Source organism: Flavobacterium sp. KH_001 (assembly GCF_057840745.1).
The window spans coordinates 2,709,511-2,730,135 of record NZ_CM174520.1 but is presented as its reverse complement, the minus strand read 5'-3'; the positions used below and the strand labels follow the sequence as shown (position 1 = coordinate 2,730,135).

At 33.4% G+C, this 20,625-nt stretch carries 19 protein-coding genes; 17 read left to right on the top strand and 2 right to left on the bottom strand.

Annotated features, from left to right (window positions below):
- Positions 1-110 precede the first annotated feature (110 nt).
- Both AC3ITQ_RS11815 and AC3ITQ_RS11810 read right to left on the bottom strand, forming a co-directional pair.
- Complete coding sequence (locus AC3ITQ_RS11815; protein ID WP_489234448.1) at positions 111-962, bottom strand: hypothetical protein; 852 nt, start codon at positions 960-962, stop codon at positions 111-113.
- Between the two features lie 280 nt (positions 963-1,242).
- Positions 1,243-1,986, bottom strand: coding sequence for an RDD family protein (locus tag AC3ITQ_RS11810; RefSeq protein WP_375033379.1), 744 nt, complete (start codon positions 1,984-1,986; stop codon positions 1,243-1,245).
- A gap of 20 nt (positions 1,987-2,006) precedes the next feature.
- Between AC3ITQ_RS11810 and AC3ITQ_RS11805 the strand changes: the two genes are divergently transcribed.
- The 17 genes from AC3ITQ_RS11805 (at position 2,007) to AC3ITQ_RS11725 (ending at position 20,534) form a co-directional block, all read left to right on the top strand.
- The gene (locus tag AC3ITQ_RS11805) at positions 2,007-2,987 is read left to right on the top strand and encodes a stage II sporulation protein M (RefSeq protein WP_489234447.1); all 981 of its coding nucleotides are present in this window, start codon (positions 2,007-2,009) and stop codon (positions 2,985-2,987) included.
- 12 nt (positions 2,988-2,999) lie between these two features.
- The gene (locus AC3ITQ_RS11800) at positions 3,000-3,773 is read left to right on the top strand and encodes a DUF4129 domain-containing protein (RefSeq protein ID WP_489234446.1); all 774 of its coding nucleotides are present in this window, start codon (positions 3,000-3,002) and stop codon (positions 3,771-3,773) included.
- On the top strand, positions 3,766-4,971 hold the full coding sequence (locus AC3ITQ_RS11795) for a DUF4350 domain-containing protein (protein ID WP_489234445.1): 1,206 nt from the start codon (positions 3,766-3,768) through the stop codon (positions 4,969-4,971). The genes AC3ITQ_RS11800 and AC3ITQ_RS11795 overlap by 8 nt, the downstream gene beginning before the upstream one ends.
- A gap of 215 nt (positions 4,972-5,186) precedes the next feature.
- Positions 5,187-6,200 (top strand): AAA family ATPase, encoded by a 1,014-nt coding sequence (locus AC3ITQ_RS11790; RefSeq protein ID WP_489234444.1) that lies wholly within the window; start codon positions 5,187-5,189, stop codon positions 6,198-6,200.
- Between the two features lie 79 nt (positions 6,201-6,279).
- Positions 6,280-7,608 (top strand): DUF58 domain-containing protein, encoded by a 1,329-nt coding sequence (locus tag AC3ITQ_RS11785; RefSeq protein ID WP_489234443.1) that lies wholly within the window; start codon positions 6,280-6,282, stop codon positions 7,606-7,608.
- Positions 7,609-7,822: 214 nt separating this feature from the next.
- A complete protein-coding gene (locus AC3ITQ_RS11780) occupies positions 7,823-8,764 on the top strand; it encodes a hypothetical protein (protein ID WP_489234442.1) in 942 nt (313 codons plus the stop codon).
- Between the two features lie 61 nt (positions 8,765-8,825).
- On the top strand, positions 8,826-9,911 hold the full coding sequence (locus AC3ITQ_RS11775) for a phosphoglyceromutase (protein ID WP_489234441.1): 1,086 nt from the start codon (positions 8,826-8,828) through the stop codon (positions 9,909-9,911).
- Positions 9,912-9,955: 44 nt separating this feature from the next.
- Positions 9,956-10,882: a DUF2167 domain-containing protein gene (locus AC3ITQ_RS11770; protein WP_489234440.1), complete on the top strand. Its 927-nt coding sequence runs from the start codon at positions 9,956-9,958 to the stop codon at positions 10,880-10,882.
- Positions 10,883-11,017: 135 nt separating this feature from the next.
- Complete coding sequence (locus AC3ITQ_RS11765) at positions 11,018-11,518, top strand: hypothetical protein (RefSeq protein WP_489234439.1); 501 nt, start codon at positions 11,018-11,020, stop codon at positions 11,516-11,518.
- A 91-nt stretch (positions 11,519-11,609) separates the two neighbouring features.
- Complete coding sequence (locus AC3ITQ_RS11760) at positions 11,610-12,401, top strand: TrmH family RNA methyltransferase (protein WP_489234438.1); 792 nt, start codon at positions 11,610-11,612, stop codon at positions 12,399-12,401.
- Positions 12,402-12,414: 13 nt separating this feature from the next.
- Positions 12,415-13,953 (top strand): serine hydrolase, encoded by a 1,539-nt coding sequence (locus AC3ITQ_RS11755; protein ID WP_489234437.1) that lies wholly within the window; start codon positions 12,415-12,417, stop codon positions 13,951-13,953.
- A 152-nt stretch (positions 13,954-14,105) separates the two neighbouring features.
- A complete protein-coding gene (locus AC3ITQ_RS11750; RefSeq protein WP_072975766.1) occupies positions 14,106-16,325 on the top strand; it encodes a RelA/SpoT family protein in 2,220 nt (739 codons plus the stop codon).
- A gap of 22 nt (positions 16,326-16,347) precedes the next feature.
- Positions 16,348-16,890, top strand: a complete 543-nt coding sequence (locus AC3ITQ_RS11745) for a hypothetical protein (protein WP_489234436.1) — start codon at positions 16,348-16,350, stop codon at positions 16,888-16,890.
- A gap of 184 nt (positions 16,891-17,074) precedes the next feature.
- Positions 17,075-17,533 (top strand): Fur family transcriptional regulator, encoded by a 459-nt coding sequence (locus AC3ITQ_RS11740; protein ID WP_026981862.1) that lies wholly within the window; start codon positions 17,075-17,077, stop codon positions 17,531-17,533.
- Positions 17,534-17,628: 95 nt separating this feature from the next.
- Positions 17,629-18,900 carry an adenylosuccinate synthase gene (locus AC3ITQ_RS11735; protein ID WP_026981861.1) on the top strand — a complete coding sequence of 424 codons (1,272 nt, stop codon included), beginning with the start codon at positions 17,629-17,631 and terminating at the stop codon, positions 18,898-18,900.
- A gap of 54 nt (positions 18,901-18,954) precedes the next feature.
- Complete coding sequence (locus tag AC3ITQ_RS11730; protein ID WP_194657626.1) at positions 18,955-19,536, top strand: NUDIX domain-containing protein; 582 nt, start codon at positions 18,955-18,957, stop codon at positions 19,534-19,536.
- 44 nt (positions 19,537-19,580) lie between these two features.
- Positions 19,581-20,534, top strand: coding sequence for an alpha/beta hydrolase (locus tag AC3ITQ_RS11725; RefSeq protein WP_489234435.1), 954 nt, complete (start codon positions 19,581-19,583; stop codon positions 20,532-20,534).
- Positions 20,535-20,625: the final 91 nt, after the last annotated feature.

Genomic DNA, 20,625 nt, shown 5'->3' with positions numbered 1-20,625 from the left:
GGTGCAGAGGTGCAAAGGTAGTTCTCTTGTCTCTTTACTCTTTATTCTATTCTCTTTATTCTATTCTCTTTATTCTTTATTCTTTATTCTTTATTCTTTATTCTTAAAATCTATTTCTTAGTATAAATCGGACTTCTTTTCAACAAATAAGTAATCGAATCGATCCAGCTGTCTTTTAGGTTAAGGAAAGGTTTACGGGTTTGCGAATAAATTTTTGTGGTATTTTTATACATATCAAAATACACATTATAGTAATAATACATTTGCGTATTAGCCGTTGTAGTCGAATAATCACTCGATTTAACCTTTTTATCATTGTTGCTTATTGTCGTACTTCCGCTTCCATAAGTAGATGCGGTTGAACTAGTTGACATTGTATAAGAAATTTTTGCCGCTATAATATTATCAACTCCAAGAATTTTTTCCAGATCTGCAATTGGCGTTTCATCGATATTTGTATGATCAATTCCCGCTTTGTGCAATAAACTATTTGTAGTTCTTAAATCCTGAACAGTTAACGGAAAAATATTAGCTGATTTATCTAACAATTTGTTATACATATCGTTTTGTGCAAATTTCGCCATATCTTCAGATCCTTGTTGTGTATCTGAATTTACATATGGTACAGGCAAAACTGCAATTGTATTTGGTTTCATTTCTGCCGCAGCTACAGCCTGACCAGAACTGCTTGGTGCAGCATTACTTGCAGACGAAGTATCAAAAGTTTGTGAACGGCCACTTCCAAAATCAATTCTCGCAATTTGAGAAACAGCAAGCGAAATTTGTAACGTTTCTCCCGGCAATGAATATTCAACCGTTTGATCCGACATTTTAGCAATTGTACATTCAATAATTGTATAATCTCTTTTAATAATTTTATCTAGTTTTTTTCCACCTTGAGCGAAACCAAAAACAGATACAAACAACATCAAAATTACTGCAATAACTTTCTTTATTTTCATGGTATTTAGATTAAATTAAATTTGAAAAATTAACGTCCTTAACAAAGTTAAGAAATCATCTTACAAAAACCATTATAGATTACAAATAAGAATAAGATTTTTCAGGAGCTGGTTCCTGCTGTTCCTTCCAATCTTTTGTGCCTCCCGATAGCTATCGGGACCGGCACAAAAGGATTTTCCCTCCCATCAGGGCTAGGGCACTCATTTTCAAAAGAAGATTTATAACATCAAGATAAAAAACCTTAGCCCCTTAGTCCCTCAGAATCTTAGCGTCTCAGAATTACATATTCTGAGTATAATAATTATAGTCTTTCAAAACCACTTTAATAAAATCGCTGTTATCGCCAGATTGGTTTTTAATTCCGGTTACACTTTCAATTTTGGCAACCAGTTTATAAATAATTTCATGATCATTTTTCTTCACCGCTTTCTGAAAAGTTTCCTTTATGATTCGCATATCGTTGTCAGATAATTTTATGACCAAAGGATAGGTCGGAACATAAGAAGTTCCAATTTCTTCAAGAATTGTATGACTGATATTAATTCTGTTTTTTAAAGTAATAACAGCTGTTCCCGCTGCCATATCGCCTAATCGTTGTGACTTTTTACTTGTAACTATAGATATCAAAGCGACCATTCCGCCCATAATCGAAAAATCAACCAATCTAAAAAACCAACGGATAAAATAATCTCCAAAGCCAGCCTGATAACCATCAATTTTAACCACTTTTATTTTTAATAGTTTTTTACCAAAAGTTTGTCCTTCAAAAACACTTTCTAAGGTAATAGTATAGATCAAAATAGGGAAACTTATAATAAAAACAACGGCTCTGATCGACCAGGTATCCAATGAATCGAGCACTCTTTCAAAATGAAAAAAGTAAAAAAGTACCAAACCAACAACCAGTAAATAAGATCCTTTAATGATTAAATCAATAATATAAGACCCCAATCGCTCGCCAACAGAGGCAGCAATAAAATTTATTTTAACATTTTGTGTTGTATTAATAGATAATTCTGACATATTTTATATTTTAGCCTACAATGAGAGAAGTTGCCTTCATAAAACAAAATAAAGAAAAATGGCTGGAGTTTGAACTCGCTATTTTTGGTAAAGCTAAAAAAAATCCTGATGAGTTAGCTAATTTGTACATTCAAATGATGAATGACCTCGCCTATGCGCAAACTTATTATCCAAAAAGTAAAACGGTTATTTACTTAAATCATCTTGCTTCTCAGATTTATCAAAAAATATATAAAACGAAAAGAACAGAAAAAAACAGACTTGTCGAGTTTTTTGTAACCGAAGTTCCGTTGCTTGTTTATGAATACAAAAGATATTTAGTTTATGCTTTTGTTTTCTTTTTTGCTTTCGTTGCTATAGGCGTTATTTCTGCCCGTTATGATCCTGATTTTACCCGATTAATTATGGGCGATGATTATGTGAACATGACGTTGGAAAACATCAAAAAAGGAAATCCGATGGCTGTTTACGGTTCTTCTGCCAACTGGGGAACTTTTATTGGTATTACGGTAAACAATATTCAGGTGGGAGCTGCATGCTATTTTTATGGCATTTTTGGCGGACTTGGTACTTTCTATTATTTATTACAAAACTGTATTATGCTGGGTTCCTTTCAGTATTTTTTCTTCGAGCATGGTGTTTTCTGGAAAAGTGTTCGTGGTATCTGGATTCACGGTTCTATGGAAATTTTTGCCATTGTAATTGAGTCGGCAGCCGGGTTTATTTTTGGCGCTTCTATCCTTTTTCCTAAGACTTTTTCGAGATTAAATTCTTTTAAAATTGGATTCAAAAACAGTTTCAAAATATACCTAAGCACACTTCCATTTACTTTTATGGCCGGTTTTCTGGAAGGTTTTATTACCCGATATTCTATTGATATGCCTATTTGGTTAAGCATTCTTATAATACTGTCAACCTTGAGTTTAATCTCCTATTATTATTTAGTTTACCCTTTTATAGTACACAAAAAAGCACAACAATTATCAGCCAAATTGACTTAACCGAACCCAATAATGAAGAGAATTTTTCTTATTTTATCTTTCTTTTTTTGCTTTAGTATCTCACATGCTCAGGATACTTTGGCGGAAGCCGAACCTCCAAAAGTGGCTGCAATAAAATATACTGAAAAGGATATTCAGATTGATTCAGATACTATTGAAGCCAAAACATTCCCGAAAAACTTCAAAAAAAAATATACTGATCCCGAATTTAATTACGAACCAAAAGCGCCGGAAAGAGGCCTTTGGGATAATATTAAAGAATGGATTGCCAACTTGTTGAGAAAAATTTTCTCTTTTAGTGATGCAAAAACTTCTATCACCGTTACTATTATTATATTAAGAATATTGGCTGTATTAGTAATTATTGTGGTTATTTATTTAATCGTAAAAGCATTAATCAATAAAGAAGGGCAATGGATTTTTGGAAAAAATGCCAATAAAAGAGCCATTCAATATTCTGATATCGAAAAAAACATTCATTTACTGGATTTTAAAAAATTAATACAGGAAAGTATTCAAAACGGGGAAAAAAGACTTGCTATTCGTTACTATTATCTTTGGTTATTAAAAGTAATGGCACAGAATAATTACATCGAATGGGATATCGAAAAAACCAATTCTGATTATTTATACGAACTAAAAAGTCCGGTGTACAGAGAAGATTTTACTTATCTCTCCTACTTGTACAATTATATTTGGTATGGTGAATTTGAAATTGACGAAACAACTTTTACAAAAGCCGAAAACCGCTTTAAGAAATCTATAAAAACCTTTAGCAATGAATAAATCGATCAAAATTTATATCGCTATTCTGGTTTTTGTTTTAGCCTTAATCCTAATATCAGACCGCGACGAGAAAAAACCTATAGACTGGCGCCCGACATTTTCTGTACACGATAAAATTCCGTACGGATTATATATTCTGAACAAAGAAATTAAACCACTTTTAAAAAATCAGAAAATTGAAAAAATTGCTGATGTAACACCGTATGAATATTTAGATTCAAAATACGATGCCGATACTTTGGTCGAAAATTACAAAATACAAGGGACTTTCTTAAGTATTTCAGATCTTGAGAATATTGATGAACAATCGGTTAAAGAGCTTTTTTATTTTGTTTCGCGCGGAAATAATGCTTTTTTAAGCATGAGAACATTTCCGGAAGCCTTAATGGACAGCCTAAAAATTGATACCAAATTTGAATTCCACCAGCCAAAAAATAATATAATCTGGATGGCAAATAAGAATGTCAGTTCTAAAAAATACGTTTTTCAACAAGCTGTAGAAGATTATTTTTCTAAAATTGATACCGCAAATACAACAGTTTTAGGATATCAAAGCAATGAGAAAAAAGAAAGACACATCAATTTTATAAAAGTTCCTTATAAAGATGGTCATTTTTACCTGCATACTCAGCCAGCGGCGTTTACGAACTTTCATCTATTAAAAAAAGACCATTTCCAATATGCTGAAAATGTAATGTCCTATATACCAAAAGGTGATGTTTTTTGGTATACCAAATTGCAAAACGACAAATCGATTTCGCATTCTCCTTTGCGTTATATTCACAGTCAGCCTGCGCTGAAATGGGCCTGGTATTTAAGCTTAATCGGAATTCTGATTTTTATTATTTTTAATGCCAAACGAAAACAAAGAATTGTTCCGGTATTAAAACCTTTACCTAACTTAACGGTCGATTTCACTAAAACGATTGGGAATTTATACTATCAGGAAGGTGATCATGAAAATTTAATTGATAAAAAAATCATTTATTTTCTGGAGAAAATGAGAAATGAATATTTAATTGATACAACAAAATTGGATGATGTTTTTATTCAAAAACTACATCATAAAACAGGAAAAGATATAGCCGATATTCAGGAATTGGTTTTTCTGATTAACGAACATCGAAATAGTTATCACGGAAGTCTCGAAGAAGATTTAATCAGAATTAATAACGCGATCGAGAAAATTTTACATTAATAAATATTTGACAGCGCTTAAATATTTCACGCAGATTAAAAAGGATTCTAGCAGATCTGCGCAGATTTTTATAAATTAAATTTAAACAAGATCTGCAAAATCTGCGTGAAAAAGATATAAACTAAGAATTAATAAGTTGCAGAAAAAAATTGATTTAATCCTTTTAATCTGTGGAAAAAAAAATAAAATTCATTTAAAAGAAAACATACCAAACCATGGACGATATCAATACCCCAGAAACCGAAATCACAAATGAAAATGTGAATTTTGAAACCAGAATAAATTTAGCACCACTTTTGGAGCATGTAAATGCTATTAAAACAGAATTAGAAACTGTTATTGTAGGTCAGCAAAAAATGATTGATCAGCTTTTGGTTGCCATTTTATCAAACGGACATGTTTTGTTGGAAGGTGTTCCGGGAGTTGCCAAAACGATTACCGCAAAACTATTATCCAAAACGTTGAATATTGGCTTTAGCCGAATTCAGTTCACACCGGATTTGATGCCATCAGATATATTGGGAACTTCAATTTTCAATCTAAAAAGCTCTGAATTTGAATTCAAACAAGGTCCTATTTTCTCCAATCTAATTTTGATTGATGAGATCAACCGTGCTCCTGCCAAAACACAGGCTGCCCTTTTTGAAGTTATGGAAGAACGCCAGATTACAATTGATGGATCAGCCTTTCAATTGGAAACTCCGTTCCTGGTTATTGCAACGCAAAACCCAATTGAACAGGAAGGAACCTACCGTTTACCTGAAGCACAATTAGATCGTTTTTTATTCAAGATAACCATTGATTATCCAAAATTAGAAGAAGAAATTCTGATCATCCAGAGAGAACATTTATTGCAGGATCACGGGAAACTGGAAGCCATTAAAACAATTCTTTCTGCTGAAGAAATAAAAGGATATCAAGGTTTAGTAAAACAAATCAGAGTCGAACAAAATCTATTGGAATATATCGCCAGAATTGTAGTTAACACCAGAGAAAATGCCTTTTTATATTTAGGAGCTTCACCACGTGCTTCAATAGCAATTTTGAATGCTGCCAAAGGTTTCGCAGCTATCCGCGGCCGTGATTTCGTTACTCCGGAAGATGTCAAAGAAGCGGCAATTCCCGTTTTACAACACCGTGTTATTGTAACTCCTGAACGCGAAATGGAAGGTATTACAAGCTCTGAAATTATTAAGCAAATTCTTGAAACGGTTGAAATACCAAGATAATTGTGAATTGTTAAATGTGAATTGACAATTACGGCGAAACTTGAAACCTGAAACTTGAAACTTTAAAACCTTTTTTAAATTGAAATTCATAAAAAGTCTATATCTGAACAACTTCTTCTTCTACATTCTATTAGGGATTATAGGAATGTTTGTTTGTGCTTTTATTTTTCCGAATTTATACAACAGCGTTTGGTTTATTATTTTGGTTTTAACCACGTTTTTGGGGCTTGATATATTGCTTTTATATTTATCAAAAGGAATTGACGCCTCGAGAAAAACACCAGAAAAGCTTTCAAACGGCGATTTAAATCCCATTCAGATTACAATTAAAAACGGTTATACTTTTCCGATTTCCATTAAGATTATTGATGAAATTCCGTTTCAATTTCAGGTGCGTGATTTCAAAATAATAAAAACGATTCCGGCTTCTACTCAAAAAGAATTGGGTTATGATTTACGTCCGACAGAACGTGGTGAATATTACTTTGGGAATTTAAACATCTATGTTTCTTCCCCTTTAAAATTAATTTCCCGAAGATTTACTTTTGATAAAGATCAAATGGTGCCGACGTATCCTTCCTATATTCAGTTGAAGAAATACGACTTGCTGGCTTTTTCGAATAATTTGTATCAATACGGAATCAAGAAAATCCGCCGTATTGGTCATACGATGGAATTTGAGCAAATCAAGGAATATGTTCAGGGAGATGATTTGAGAACAATAAACTGGAAAGCGACGGCAAAGAAAAATTCGTTGATGGTGAATCAGTTTCAGGATGAAAAATCGCAATCGGTTTATATGGCGATCGATAAAGGCCGTGTTATGCAAATGCCTTTTGACGGTTTGAGTTTATTGGATTATGCTATAAATTCTACACTTGTTTTAGCAAATGTTATCCTAAAAAAGCAAGACAAAGCCGGAATTTTTGCTTTCTCCAAAAAAGTAGAAAACAGAGTTTTTGCAGAAAGAAGATCTTCGCAAATGCAAAAAATACTGGAAACTTTATATAACATCAAAACTGACTTTTTTGAAAGCGATTACAGCCGATTGTATGTCGACATTAAGAAAAATATCAATCAAAGAAGTTTGATTATTTTGTATACCAATTTCGAAACAATGGACGGCTTAAACAGACAGTTACCTTATTTAAAAGGAATTGCCAAAAACCATTTGTTAGTGGTTGTTTTCTTTAGTAATACAGAACTGAATGCGATCATCAACAAAAAAACAGATACTGTTCAGGAAATTTACGATAAAGTTATAGCTGAAAAATTCATGTTCGAAAAACGCTTAATCGCCAACGAACTCAAGAAATATGGAATACATTCGGTTTTGACGCAACCGGAGAATCTGACTTTAGATGCTATTAATAAGTATTTGGAGATTAAGGCGCGAGGGATTTTATAATTAATTTCGAAAACATCCAAAGTAAAAAAAAGATTCAGTTAAACTTCAATAAACTCTCAAAGGTCTATTCCCTAAACAGCAATTATTAAAAGACTTTCTTTTATCTTTTATTAATTTATGGTTACATTACGTTATCACGTAAAAATCGGTTAATTAAATTAAGTAGTTTTGAAAAAATTTAAAATCAATCCATGCATTTTCAAACTAATAAAAAATGAAAAAAGTAATTGTAATTTTATTGGTTTTTACAAGCTTTTTATCGCATGCACAAAAGAATGAAACGATCTCAATTCCAAAAGGTGTCGTTTATAAATATGCTGATGCGAAAACCGTTGAAAAAGCTAAAAAACTAATTAGCGAAAATTTATCAGAAAACAACGATTATAAAATACTACAAAACAATCTTATCATTGGCCCTGAACTCTGGAAAAAATTTAAAGCCAATGAAAAAATACAAAAAATAGAAGGTGGAGAAATTCAATTTCATGTAGACAATGTAATATTAGATGGTAAAATGAGCCAGGATATGACTGACTCCAAAATAATTTGGGATGAATTTAAAAATGAAGTTTCAAATCAGTACACCATTCGCAAAGCCAACGAAAATGAGCTAAAATATTATTGGTCTGTAATATCATTTGATATTGAGGAACCCTTATTAATTGTAGAAACAAAAGAGCATAATTATATTTTAAATCTACTAAAAAAAGATTTAAAACTATTATGGTTAGATGAGGCTCCAAACCCTACAAACACCAATTACGTTGCTGCCAAACAATATCAAAATGGAAAAGAAATTGATTCTGTTTCTAAAGGAATAAAAGAAACAACTCTGGAGAAGGTAATTCTTTTAAGTTCGGATGAAGAATTAAATAAAAATAGTTCTTTTGAAGATATTGAATTGCTTATAAAAAAAACAGATAAAATATTTGATGAATTATTTAAAAACTCAATGAAATCTGGCAAATTAATGGTAGAATTTGAGTTAAAAAAGAAAAAAAACGAAATAACTTATGCTGTTAAAGATGATTTGGATTTAGATATAATGAAAGTATTTGAACAAAGGGTTAATAGTGAGGAATATCCTAATTCGAAAAAAGACCCGGTTAAACTTAGATTAATATATAAGGTAAATTCATTTAACGACGTAGAATAAAGTTTATATCAAATAAATAAGATTTTAAGATCTTGTTTCACAACTTTTAAATCAAAAAAACATGAAAAAACTAATTTTAATTGTTCTTGTTTTCACAAGTTTTTTGTCCTCAGCACAAAAAACAGAAAACATCATCATCATTACCACAGATGGTTTTAGATGGCAGGAAGTATTTAAAGGAATGGATCCGGCAATTGCCAATGATAAAAGATTCAATCAGGGAGACAGCACGTATATCTATAAGAAATATTCAAGCGCTGATTTTAAAGAAAGCCGAAAAAAAATAATGCCTTTTTTATGGTCAGAAATCGTTTCAAAAGGGCAAATTTATGGTAATCGTGATCTTGGCAACAAAGTCGATGTATCCAATCCTTATTGGTTCAGTTATCCTGGATATAGTGAAATCATGACTGGAAATGTTGATGTCGCTATTAATTCAAATGGTTATAAAGCAAATCCAAATGTGAATATTTTAGAATTTCTAAACCAACAGCCAAAGCTTAAAGGTAAAACAGCTGCTTTTGGTGCCTGGGATGCTTTTGACCGAATTTTGAATGAAGAAAGAAGTGGTTTTCCTGTTATTTCAGCATATGATAATGTGGGAGGAAACAAACCTACCGCGACTCAAAAGTTGTTAAATGACATGCGTAATAATTCGTATAAACCTTTTCATGAAGACGAATGTCTGGATGTTTTTACACATTATGAAGCTCTACATGAGCTCAAAACGAATAAACCAAAAGTACTTTATATCGCTTATGGCGAAACAGATGAATGGGCGCATCACGGACATTACAGATCCTATCTTGATGCTGCCAATCAGGTTGATAAATGGATCAAAGAAATCTGGGATTTCGTGCAAAATGACCCGCAATACAAAAACAAAACTACTTTGCTGATCACCGTAGATCACGGACGTGGAGACAAAACAAAAGCCCAATGGACAGATCATGGCGCTGATGTTGTGGGAGCCTCTGAAATTTGGTTTGCTGCTATGGGTCCAGAAATTGCAGCTAAAGGGGAAATAAAAACAGAATCGCAGTTGTATCAAAAACAATTCGCTCAAACCATCGCTAAAATTATGGGGTATAATTTCACCACAACACACCCTGTGGCCAATGAAATTCCCGAACTGCTACAAAAATAAATTTAACGCCCCTAATAATTAACCAATTAAACCAACCAAAACCAATGAAAAGAATTCTACTAAGTCTTTTTTTATGCCTTATTTTTATTCCAAAAATGATGGCACAGGCAGATACGACTGCTGCTTATTATGATAAAATTGAACAATCCCTGAAATATGAAACAGGGAAAATTACTTTAACTGAGGGAGAAGGAATAGTAAACGTTCCTAAAGGATTTAAATTCTTAAACGGAGAACAAACCCAGCATGTTTTAACTGACTTATGGGGAAATCCTGAAGACAAAACAGTTTTAGGTTCACTTGTTCCGGACGGGAAAGGCGTTACTCACAGCAACAGCTGGTTATTTGTAATAAGCTACCAAGGCGATGGTTTTGTAAAAGATGATGATGCAAACGACATTGACTATGACGATCTTCTTAAGACGATGCAGGAAGACATGAAAGCTGAAAATGAAGAAAGAAAAAAAGGTGGCTATGCAGAAGTTCAATTAATTGGCTGGGCATCAAAACCTTACTATGACACTAATTTGAAAGTGTTGCATTGGGCAAAAGAATTAAAATTTGGGAAAGACGAAGTCAATACCTTGAACTACGATTTAAGAGTCTTAGGAAGAAAAGGAATGTACAATATTTCAGCCGTTTCTAATATGGGCGAACTTGCTGAAGTTAAAGCCAGTATTCCGGGAATCCTGAAAAGTGTCGAATTCAACGACGGACATAAGTATTTAGACTTTGACGCGGATACAGATACCGTTGCAGCATGGACTATTGGAGGTTTAGTTGCTGGAAAAGTTTTGGCAAAAGTGGGCTTCTTTGCTATTTTGGCAAAATTCGGAAAAGTGATTGTCATTGGTCTTATTGCGGCATTTGCAGCCGTAAAGAAATTCCTTTTTGGGAAAAAAGATCAGGTTATGACAAAACCAAAAGAAGAGGAAGAACTTGTAGAGGAAACTGCTTCTACTGAGGAATAAAATATTTTTTTTCGCCACGAATTTGCTTCGCCTATTCGCTATCGCTCGAGTCATGAATTTTCACTAATTTTTATTGGGAGTTCGTGAATTTGTGGCATTTTTTTTAGCTCTTTTAACACATTCAAAACATAAAAAATGAAACCAGTATTTAAAGAAGTTATATGGGTTATCGTTCTATTTATAATTAGTTATCTCATTTATAACCCACATTTAATTTTTACTTCTGAAAGCACTACCATTGATATTAATATACATGATACCTATTTTGTTATAGAATCATCTAATATTCTAATCCTGATTACTGTATTTGTTTTCTATTTCACTTATTTAATGAGAATGCTCTTTGCCCGTTTCAAAAATGCAGTGATTAATTATATTTTTCTTTTTTCAAATATCCTTATCATTCTCGTTATATTATATATTATACAGGCTGTAAAAATGATCATGATATTGCCCGGAACAACAATTTATCCGCCTCTTAGTTCTCCACCGCAATTACATCAGGGAAATGGCTTAGAAAGATATTATCATTTCTTCATAAAACTGGAAATAGGTTTTATCGTGACTTTCATTTTAGCCGGAATAAAAACTATAATTAATTATAAAAAACAAAAAACTTTATTTTATAAAAACTAAACCTTTGAACCTCTGCACCTATGAACCTTTGCCCCTTTTTAAAATTTTCTCAGTACCTTAGCGCCTCAGAACCTCAGTACCTTTAAAAAAAATGAAACAAATCACTTCCATTCAAAATCCATTTATAAAATCACTTGTTTTACTGCAGGAAAAAGCAAAAGCCCGCAAACAAACCGGAACATTTTTGATTGAAGGTTTACGTGAAATTTCAATCGCCTTAAAAGGAGGATATGAATTAGAAACCGTTTTATTTTTACCGGAATTGGTTACTGAAAGTCAAATTACTAAATTGGTAAACTCGCCAATTCAATTAATCGAAATCAACAAAGAAGTTTATCAAAAACTGGCTTACCGCGATACTACTGAAGGAATTTTAGCTGTTGCTAAAACCAAATCAATGCAGTTATCAGATTTAAAATTATCTGATAATCCTTTGATTTTAGTAGCTGAAGCACCAGAAAAACCAGGCAATATCGGAGCGCTTTTGCGTACTGCTGATGCCGCCAACCTTGATGCTGTTTTAATTGCCAATCCAAAAAGTGATTTATACAATCCAAATATTGTGCGTTCAAGCGTAGGTTGTTTGTTTACCAATCAAATTGCAACCGGAACCACAGACGAAATCATTGCTTTTTTGAAAGAAAAAAAGATTGACTTTTATTGCGCTACCTTACAGAATTCAACATCTTATTATACTCAGGATTTCACTACTCCAACAGCATTAGTTGTCGGTACAGAAGCGACCGGACTAACGCAGGAATGGCGTGATGCAGCGACTCAAAATATCATTATTCCAATGCAGGGCGAAATCGACAGTATGAACGTTTCGGTTGCTGCGGCAATTTTAATTTTTGAAGCTAAACGTCAAAGAGGATTTAACTAAACACCACCTACTCATGAACTACAAATTATCTTTTTTAGCCTTATTATTTAGTTTTTCACTTTCGGCACAAATAACCAATACTGAAGTAGATGAATTGGTCAATCGCACCATAAAAGCTTTTGATGTTCCCGGAATTGCGGTTGCAATTGTGAAAGACGGAAAAGTAGTTTTAGCAAAAGGATATGGTGTAAAATCGATAACAACGCAGGAAAAAGTAGATGCCAATACCCTTTTCGGCATTGCATCAAACAGTAAAGCTTTTACAACTGCTGCGCTTGCCATGTTGGTTGATGAAAAAAAGATAAATTGGGATGATAAAGTAATCCAATATCTCCCGGATTTTAAAATGTATGATGATTATGTTACCAAAGAATTCACCATTCGTGACTTATTAACGCACAGAAGCGGCCTTGGACTTGGAGCCGGAGATTTGATGATCTGGCCTGACGGAAGTGATTTTAAAGCAGCAGATATTGTTCATAATTTAAGATACTTAAAACCTGTTTCAAGTTTTAGAACCAAATACGATTACGATAATTTAATGTACATCATTGCAGGCGAAATTGTACACGTTGTAAGCGGACAAACCTGGGCTGATTTTGTAGAAACGCGCATCATGAAACCATTAGAAATGGACAAAAGTGTGGCTTCTGTAAAACGCTTGAAAGATACTTCAAATGTCATCACGCCTCACGTTCCGATTGATGGAAAATTAAAAACAATCAAACGCTATGAAAATAATCTTTTTGATGGAGCTGCCGGAATTTACTCCAGTGTAAATGATTTGAGTAAATGGGCGATTGTACAAATCAATAACGGAAAATACGGGGATAATAAACAATTGTTTTCAGAGAAAGAACACGAGGAAATGTGGCAATTACAAACCATTATTCCAGCCAAAACAAGACCTCCTTACAATACTCATTTTTCAGGATATGGTTTAGGATGGTTTTTAAGTGATGTGAAAGGATACAAACAAGTTTCACATACCGGAGGATTAGAAGGGAATGTGACACAAACGACTTTGATTCCTGAGATAGGTTTGGGAATTATTGTATTAACCAATCAACAATCCGGAGCGGCTTTTAGTGCTATTACCAACACAATTAAAGACAGTTATTTAGGTGTTAAATCAGATGATTATGTGACGGTTTACAGCAACCGAGTGAAAGCTAGTGAAGCATCTGCAGATAAAGTAACGGATGAAGTTTGGGCAACTGTTGCCAAAAACAAAAAGGACAAAATAAAAACCGACTTTTCTAAAATCACCGGAACTTACAAAGACAATTGGTTTGGAGAAATTACTATAACAGAGAAAAAAGGAAAACTCTACTTTGCTTCAAAACGATCTTCTCAATTAGTGGGAGAAGTGTTTTTCTACAAAGATGGCAACTATGTGGTAAAGTGGGACAATGCATTTTTCCATGCTGATGCGCATCTACTTTTCAAATATGATGAAAGCGGAAAAGTGATCAACCTAAAAATGCTCCCAATTTCTGAGTTGACAGACTTTAGTTACGATTTTCAGGATTTGGATTTTTCTAAAGAGTAAGTTTTGTTTCAAGTTTCAGGTTTCAGGTTTCAGGTTGAATGCCGGGGTCAAAAACTTGAAACCTGAAACCTGAAACAAAATAATTTCATTCTACAGATTCCCTTGCGTATATTCAAACTAATGCTTATTTTTAGTACTTGAACTATGCCGTTATGATAGAAATAGATATTGAAAAAGAAAACAAAGCGATTGCGCAGGAATACAAAGAATTACTTCGAATAAGTTACCAGACTTTAACACCCGCTGATAAAAAACTAATCAGGAAAGCATTTGATGTGGCTGTTGACGCCCACAAAGAACAAAGACGTAAATCTGGCGAAGCGTATATCTTTCATCCTATTGCAGTTGCGAAAATTGTTGCCTCCGAAATTGGTTTGGGAGCGACCTCTATTGCTGCGGCCTTATTGCACGATGTTGTTGAAGATACTCCCATAACTGTTGAAGATATTGAAAGATTATTCAACCCAAAAGTGGCACAATTAGTCGAAGGTCTGACTAAAATTTCGTTGGTTCAAAAAGACTTAAATGCCTCTATGCAGGCTGAGAATTTCAGAAAAATGATCCTTACACTGAACGATGATGTTCGTGTTATTCTGATCAAATTGGCCGATCGTCTTCATAATATGCAGACAATGGACTCGATGGTGGAGTACAAACAAACCAAAATCGCTTCAGAAACTTTATATATTTATGCTCCTCTCGCCCATCGTTTGGGACTTTATAACATCAAAACGAAGCTCGAAGATTTAGGTTTAAAATACACTGAACCGAATGTTTACAATGATATTGTCAGCAAAATCAGAGAAACGAAAGAAGAGCAAGATGCTTATATCAAAGATATTTCGGATGTTTTGAAGAATTCTCTGGATAAAGAAGAAATCGATTATATCATAAAAGGGCGTCCGAAATCTATTTATTCGATTCGCCGAAAAATGCGTGCGCAAAATGTGAGTTTTGATGAAGTATACGACAAATTCGCGCTTAGAATCGTTTACAAAGCAGATCCGCATGATGAGAAATTTGTGGCCTGGAAAATCTATTCGATTGTCACAGATCACTATAGACCGAGCCCGAGTCGTTTGCGTGATTGGATTTCATCTCCAAAATCAACTGGTTACGAGGCTTTGCACATTACCGTTATGGGACCAAAAGGTCGTTGGGTTGAAGTACAGGTGCGAAGCGAGCGTATGGATGAAATTGCAGAAAAAGGTTACGCAGCGCATTACAAATACAAAAACGGTGCAACAGAGGAAAGCGGATTGGATGTTTGGCTAAACCTTCTTCGTGAAGCGTTAGAGAATCAGGAAACCAATGCGGTTGATTTCGTGGAAGATTTTAAAATGAATCTATATTCAAAAGAAATCTTCGTCTTTACGCCAAAAGGAGAAATCAAATCGTTGCCAAAAGGTGCGACTTCATTAGATTTTGCTTTTAGCATTCACTCTGAAATCGGAATTAGAACGAGAGGAACTCGTGTAAATGGACGATTAGTCCCGTTAAATTACGAATTAAAAAGTGGCGATCAGGTTGAAGTTATTACATCAGCGAATCAAAAACCAACAGTGAACTGGTTGGAATATGTAACAACATCACGTGCTAAAAATAAAATTAAAAATGTTCTTAACGAGAACACCAAAAAAATTGCTGAAGAAGGAAAAGAATTACTTACAAGAAAATTAAAACATCTTAAAATAACCATCAGCGAACAGGTTATCAATGAATTGGTAAACTTCTTCAAACTTAAAACCAGTCTGGATTTGTTTTACAGAGTTGGAATTGGTGCCATTGAAAATCAGCAGTTAAAAGATTATGCAGCTCAAAAGAGCAACACGATTATCAATTTCTTTAAAAATAAAATTAAAAGAAATAAAGATACTGCCGATGAAGATATTCATAAGCCAGTCATCAGCAGTAATTATGATATGCTGGTTTTTGGAACAGAACATGATAAGCTTGATTATAAACTTTCGCAATGCTGTAACCCAATTCCGGGCGACGATGTTTTTGGTTTCGTAACCATCAACGAAGGAATTAAAGTGCATAAAAAAGATTGTCCAAACGCCATCGGAATGCAGTCTAACTATGCTTATCGTATTATGAGTGCGAAATGGATTGATTCTTCTCAGGAAGAATTCAAAGCCATTATCAACATTACCGGAATGGATGTCTTGGGCCTTACCAATCAATTGACAAGAGTTATTTCGAACAATATGAGTGTGAATATTCAGAGTATTTCTTTGAGTACGGATGCCGGAATTTTTCATGGACAGATTGCGGTTATTGTAAAAAACAATACGATTTTGAAGAAAATGATCAATGCTATCAAAAAAATTGATGGAGTCGATAAAGTAACTCGAGAGTATAGAACCTAATTCTTTTTAATTAGTTGAATTTATGAAATCAGATTCCTTAGAAATTCCGAAAATACAATTTGATGAAAATGGAGCACCTTTAATTGTTGCTTCTGAAACTTCTTCAAAAGATGATTTCGATTTTTTTCAGGGGAAATCTGTTATCAAAAACAAAAAATTAAAACAGCGATTTGCAAATTGTACGGAATGGATTGAATTCCCATCCACTCAGAAAATGTACAAGATTTTGAACGGAATTGGAAATATCGATAATTTCCTTGCCATTTTTGATGGCGAACCTTTTGAAGGAATGACAGTTCGATTATTTAATCCGAAAACAAAACTGTGGAGTATTTATTGGGCCGATTCCACTACAGGCACTTTAGACAAACCGGTCGTTGGTTCATTTGAAAACAAAGTAGGTCATTTTTTCTCCCAAGATATTTTTGAAGGAAAAAATATATTACAGGTATTTCGCTGGGATGCCAGAGACGAAGAAAACCCAGTTTGGAGTCAGGCCATGTCTGATGATAAAGGAAAAACCTGGGAATGGAACTGGTACATGTACATGTCTAAAACCAATTAAAAATTTGTTAGTTTTATTATAAATAAAAATAATTATGTTAATTAAGTTGGTTTGGACTTCGTAAAAATTATTGGTTCAAAAGCCTGTATTTATTGCATTATAATTAATCAAATCGATATTCGAACGTTAAACTTTAAACCCGAAACTTTTATTCATTAAAAATAAAAAATTATCTTTGCCGGATATGACACTCATTTCAACTGACAACACTAAGAATCAAGAAATTGTAAAAAATGTTTTTACAATGTATCTTGAACAAAAAGGGCATCGCAAAACTCCTGAGCGTTATGCTATACTTCAGGAAATTTACGATAGCGAAGAGCATTTTGATATAGAGAACCTTTATATCAAAATGAAAAACAAAAACTATCGTGTGAGTAGAGCAACCTTATACAACACGATCGAGTTATTGTTAGACTGCGCTTTGGTTAGAAAACATCAATTTGGACAAAATCAGGCTTACTACGAAAAATCGTATTTCGACAAACAGCACGATCATATTATTATGACCGATTCTGGCGAAGTAATTGAATTTTGCGATCCAAGAATTCAAACCATCAAAAAAACAATCGAAGAAATATTTGATATCGAAATTACGAATCATTCACTTTATTTCTACGGAAACAAAAAGCAAAAACAATAATCCGGAAAGGGAATTATTCAAAAAATAAAAAAAAGAAAATTAACTACATTAATCAGTAGGGCAACTCAAATTGCCTCAACGCAAATTAAAACAGAATGACCGTAGATTTATTACTAGGATTACAATGGGGAGATGAAGGTAAAGGAAAAATTGTTGACGTTCTTACCTCAAATTATGATATTATTGCACGTTTTCAAGGAGGACCAAATGCAGGACATACATTAGAATTTGATGGAATTAAACACGTACTTAGAACCATTCCTTCAGGGATTTTTCATAAAAATTCTATTAATATCATCGGAAATGGTGTTGTAATTGATCCGGTAGTTTTTCAAAAAGAAATTGAAGGTTTAGAGAAATTCAACCTTGATATCAAAAGCAAATTGATCATTTCAAGAAAAGCGCATTTAATTTTACCAACACACCGTTTATTAGATGCAGCTTCTGAGGCATCAAAAGGAAAAGCAAAAATTGGTTCTACATTAAAAGGAATTGGTCCAACTTATATGGACAAAACAGGTAGAAACGGATTGCGTGTTGGAGATGTTGAATTAGAAGATTTCAAAGAAAGATACAGAGCATTAGCAGACAAACATGAAGCTATGATTGCTTTTTATGATGTTGCTATCCAATATAATTTAGCTGAACTTGAAAAAGAGTTTTTTGAAGCTATTGAAGAATTAAAGAAATTAGATTTTATTGACAGTGAAGAATATATGTACCAGGCTCAAAAAGCAGGTAAGTCTATTCTATGCGAAGGAGCGCAAGGTTCTTTATTAGATGTTGATTTCGGAACTTATCCTTTCGTTACTTCATCAAATACTACTGCTGCCGGAGCTTGTACTGGTTTAGGAATTGCTCCTAACAAAATCAAAGAAGTTTACGGAATTTTTAAAGCTTACGTTACACGTGTTGGTAGCGGACCTTTCCCAACTGAACTTTTTGACGAAGTTGGTGCTACAATGGCAAGAGTTGGAAACGAATTTGGATCTGTTACAGGAAGACAAAGACGTTGTGGATGGTTAGACTTAGTAGCTCTAAAATATGCTGTTCAGGTAAACGGTGTTACGCAATTAATGATGATGAAAGGTGACGTTCTTTCAGGATTCGAAACTTTAAAAGTTTGTACTGAATACAACTATAAAGGGCAAATTATTTCTCACTTTCCTTATAATATTGAGCCAGAGAATGTAACTCCTATTTATAAAGAATTTAAAGGATGGCAAGCTGACTTAACAGGTTTAACTACTTATGAGCAACTGCCAATTGAGTTAAAAGAATATATTGAATTTATTGAAGCAGAAGTTGGAGTGCCAATCAAAATTGTATCGGTTGGACCTGACAGAAAGCAAACAATAACAAAATAACAATTACTAAACGCTCTGACAATCAGGGCGTTTTTTTATACAAATATTTACGCCATGAAAAACCCGGAAATTAAAGTTACAGAAACGAAGTTATTATCAGACAATTGGTACATCCTGAACAAGGTTACCTTTAGTTATCAAAAAGAAAATGAAAAAATTCAGACTCACGTTCGCGAAATTTACGATCGCGGAAATGGAGCCGGAATTTTATTATACAACTCAACTAAAAAAACGGTTATCCTAACAAGACAATTTCGCCTGCCAACTTTTCTTAACGGAAACAAAACCGGAATGATGATCGAGGTTTGTGCGGGACTTTTAGACGAAGACAATCCAGAAGAATGCATCATTCGCGAAACCGAAGAAGAAACCGGTTATCGCATTAAAAAAGTAGAAAAAGTTACACAAACCTATATGTCTCCAGGTGCTGTAACTGAGATTTTATATTTGTTTACAGGCGAATATGATGAAAGCATGAAAGTAAGCGAAGGTGGCGGATTAGCTTCTGAACAAGAAAATATTGAAGTTTTAGAGTATACTTTTGAAGAAGCGTATGCTATGATCGAATCTGGCGAAATTGTAGATGCTAAAACTATTATTTTGTTGCAGCATGCTAAGATAAAGGGGTTGATTTAAATTTTTTGAGTATTTTAGATGACTAAAGCTTAGACTGTATTCAAATGAAAATACTTAAAAACCGGAAAATATATTTTATACTAATAGCAACAGTATTTATCCTTATAAATATTGTTGCTTTTTTTCATGCTTACAAATTCACCCATTTTACAGATAACAAATCTGAAAAAACTAAAAGCCCGGAAAAATTATCTTCTTTTGAAAAAGCTAAAACTTTATTTTTTGGAGTGAACAATCGCAAACCAAGAAATACCAAATTCCCTTCTCAAAAATATAAAACTTTAAAACTTCACAGCAATAAAGACATTGAATGTTGGCTAATTGAAAATAAAAATTCAAAAGGAACCATTATATTGTTTCATGGTTATGGTGGCGAAAAGTCTTCTATGCTTTCAAAATCTGACGAATTTATAAAATTAGGATTCAGCACGATGCTTGTCGATTTTATGGGAAGTGGAAACTCTGAGGGAAATCAGACTACAATTGGCTTTAATGAAGCCGAAGAAGTAAAAACTTCATTTGATTACTTAAGCCAAACAGGAGAAAAAAATATTTACTTATTCGGTACTTCAATGGGAGCTGTTGCTATCATGAAATGCATTAGTGATACTAAAATAAAACCAAAAGGAATAATCATTGAATGCCCATTTGGGTCGATGTACACAACTGTATGTGCCCGATTTAAAAAAATGAATGCGCCCACTTTTCCAATGGCTGGAATTTTACTTTTCTGGGGTGGCGTTCAAAATGGATTTTGGGGATTTAGCCACAATCCGACCGAATATGCAAAAAATATAAATTGTCCTACTTTACTTCTTTACGGAGAAAAAGATAAAAGTGTTAGTCGCAAAGAAATTGATGAAATTTATGCAAACCTCAAAGTACAAAAGGAGCTTAATATCTACAAAAACACAGGACACGAGAACTATCTCAAGAAAAACAAAATAGAATGGATTAAAAACATTTCTGATTTTATAAATATAACCATTGGTACTTAAACCATTAAAAAAAAGAAAACCTTTTTTTGATCAAAAAATGCGAAATTGTAGATAAAAAAACTATTATTTTCTTACAATACGCCAAGATAAA

Excerpts from the sequence above, each read along its gene's own strand:
- AC3ITQ_RS11815 (WP_489234448.1), bottom strand. The coding sequence starts at position 962 with ATGAAAATAAAGAAAGTTATTGCAGTAATTTTGATGTTGTTTGTATCT.
- AC3ITQ_RS11810 (WP_375033379.1), bottom strand. The coding sequence starts at position 1,986 with ATGTCAGAATTATCTATTAATACAACACAAAATGTTAAAATAAATTTT.
- AC3ITQ_RS11805 (WP_489234447.1), top strand. The coding sequence starts at position 2,007 with ATGAGAGAAGTTGCCTTCATAAAACAAAATAAAGAAAAATGGCTGGAG.
- AC3ITQ_RS11800 (WP_489234446.1), top strand. The coding sequence starts at position 3,000 with ATGAAGAGAATTTTTCTTATTTTATCTTTCTTTTTTTGCTTTAGTATC.
- AC3ITQ_RS11795 (WP_489234445.1), top strand. The coding sequence starts at position 3,766 with ATGAATAAATCGATCAAAATTTATATCGCTATTCTGGTTTTTGTTTTA.
- AC3ITQ_RS11790 (WP_489234444.1), top strand. The coding sequence starts at position 5,187 with ATGGACGATATCAATACCCCAGAAACCGAAATCACAAATGAAAATGTG.
- AC3ITQ_RS11780 (WP_489234442.1), top strand. The coding sequence starts at position 7,823 with ATGAAAAAAGTAATTGTAATTTTATTGGTTTTTACAAGCTTTTTATCG.
- AC3ITQ_RS11775 (WP_489234441.1), top strand. The coding sequence starts at position 8,826 with ATGAAAAAACTAATTTTAATTGTTCTTGTTTTCACAAGTTTTTTGTCC.
- AC3ITQ_RS11770 (WP_489234440.1), top strand. The coding sequence starts at position 9,956 with ATGAAAAGAATTCTACTAAGTCTTTTTTTATGCCTTATTTTTATTCCA.
- AC3ITQ_RS11765 (WP_489234439.1), top strand. The coding sequence starts at position 11,018 with ATGAAACCAGTATTTAAAGAAGTTATATGGGTTATCGTTCTATTTATA.
- AC3ITQ_RS11760 (WP_489234438.1), top strand. The coding sequence starts at position 11,610 with ATGAAACAAATCACTTCCATTCAAAATCCATTTATAAAATCACTTGTT.
- AC3ITQ_RS11755 (WP_489234437.1), top strand. The coding sequence starts at position 12,415 with ATGAACTACAAATTATCTTTTTTAGCCTTATTATTTAGTTTTTCACTT.
- AC3ITQ_RS11750 (WP_072975766.1), top strand. The coding sequence starts at position 14,106 with ATGATAGAAATAGATATTGAAAAAGAAAACAAAGCGATTGCGCAGGAA.
- AC3ITQ_RS11745 (WP_489234436.1), top strand. The coding sequence starts at position 16,348 with ATGAAATCAGATTCCTTAGAAATTCCGAAAATACAATTTGATGAAAAT.
- AC3ITQ_RS11740 (WP_026981862.1), top strand. The coding sequence starts at position 17,075 with ATGACACTCATTTCAACTGACAACACTAAGAATCAAGAAATTGTAAAA.
- AC3ITQ_RS11735 (WP_026981861.1), top strand. The coding sequence starts at position 17,629 with ATGACCGTAGATTTATTACTAGGATTACAATGGGGAGATGAAGGTAAA.
- AC3ITQ_RS11730 (WP_194657626.1), top strand. The coding sequence starts at position 18,955 with ATGAAAAACCCGGAAATTAAAGTTACAGAAACGAAGTTATTATCAGAC.
- AC3ITQ_RS11725 (WP_489234435.1), top strand. The coding sequence starts at position 19,581 with ATGAAAATACTTAAAAACCGGAAAATATATTTTATACTAATAGCAACA.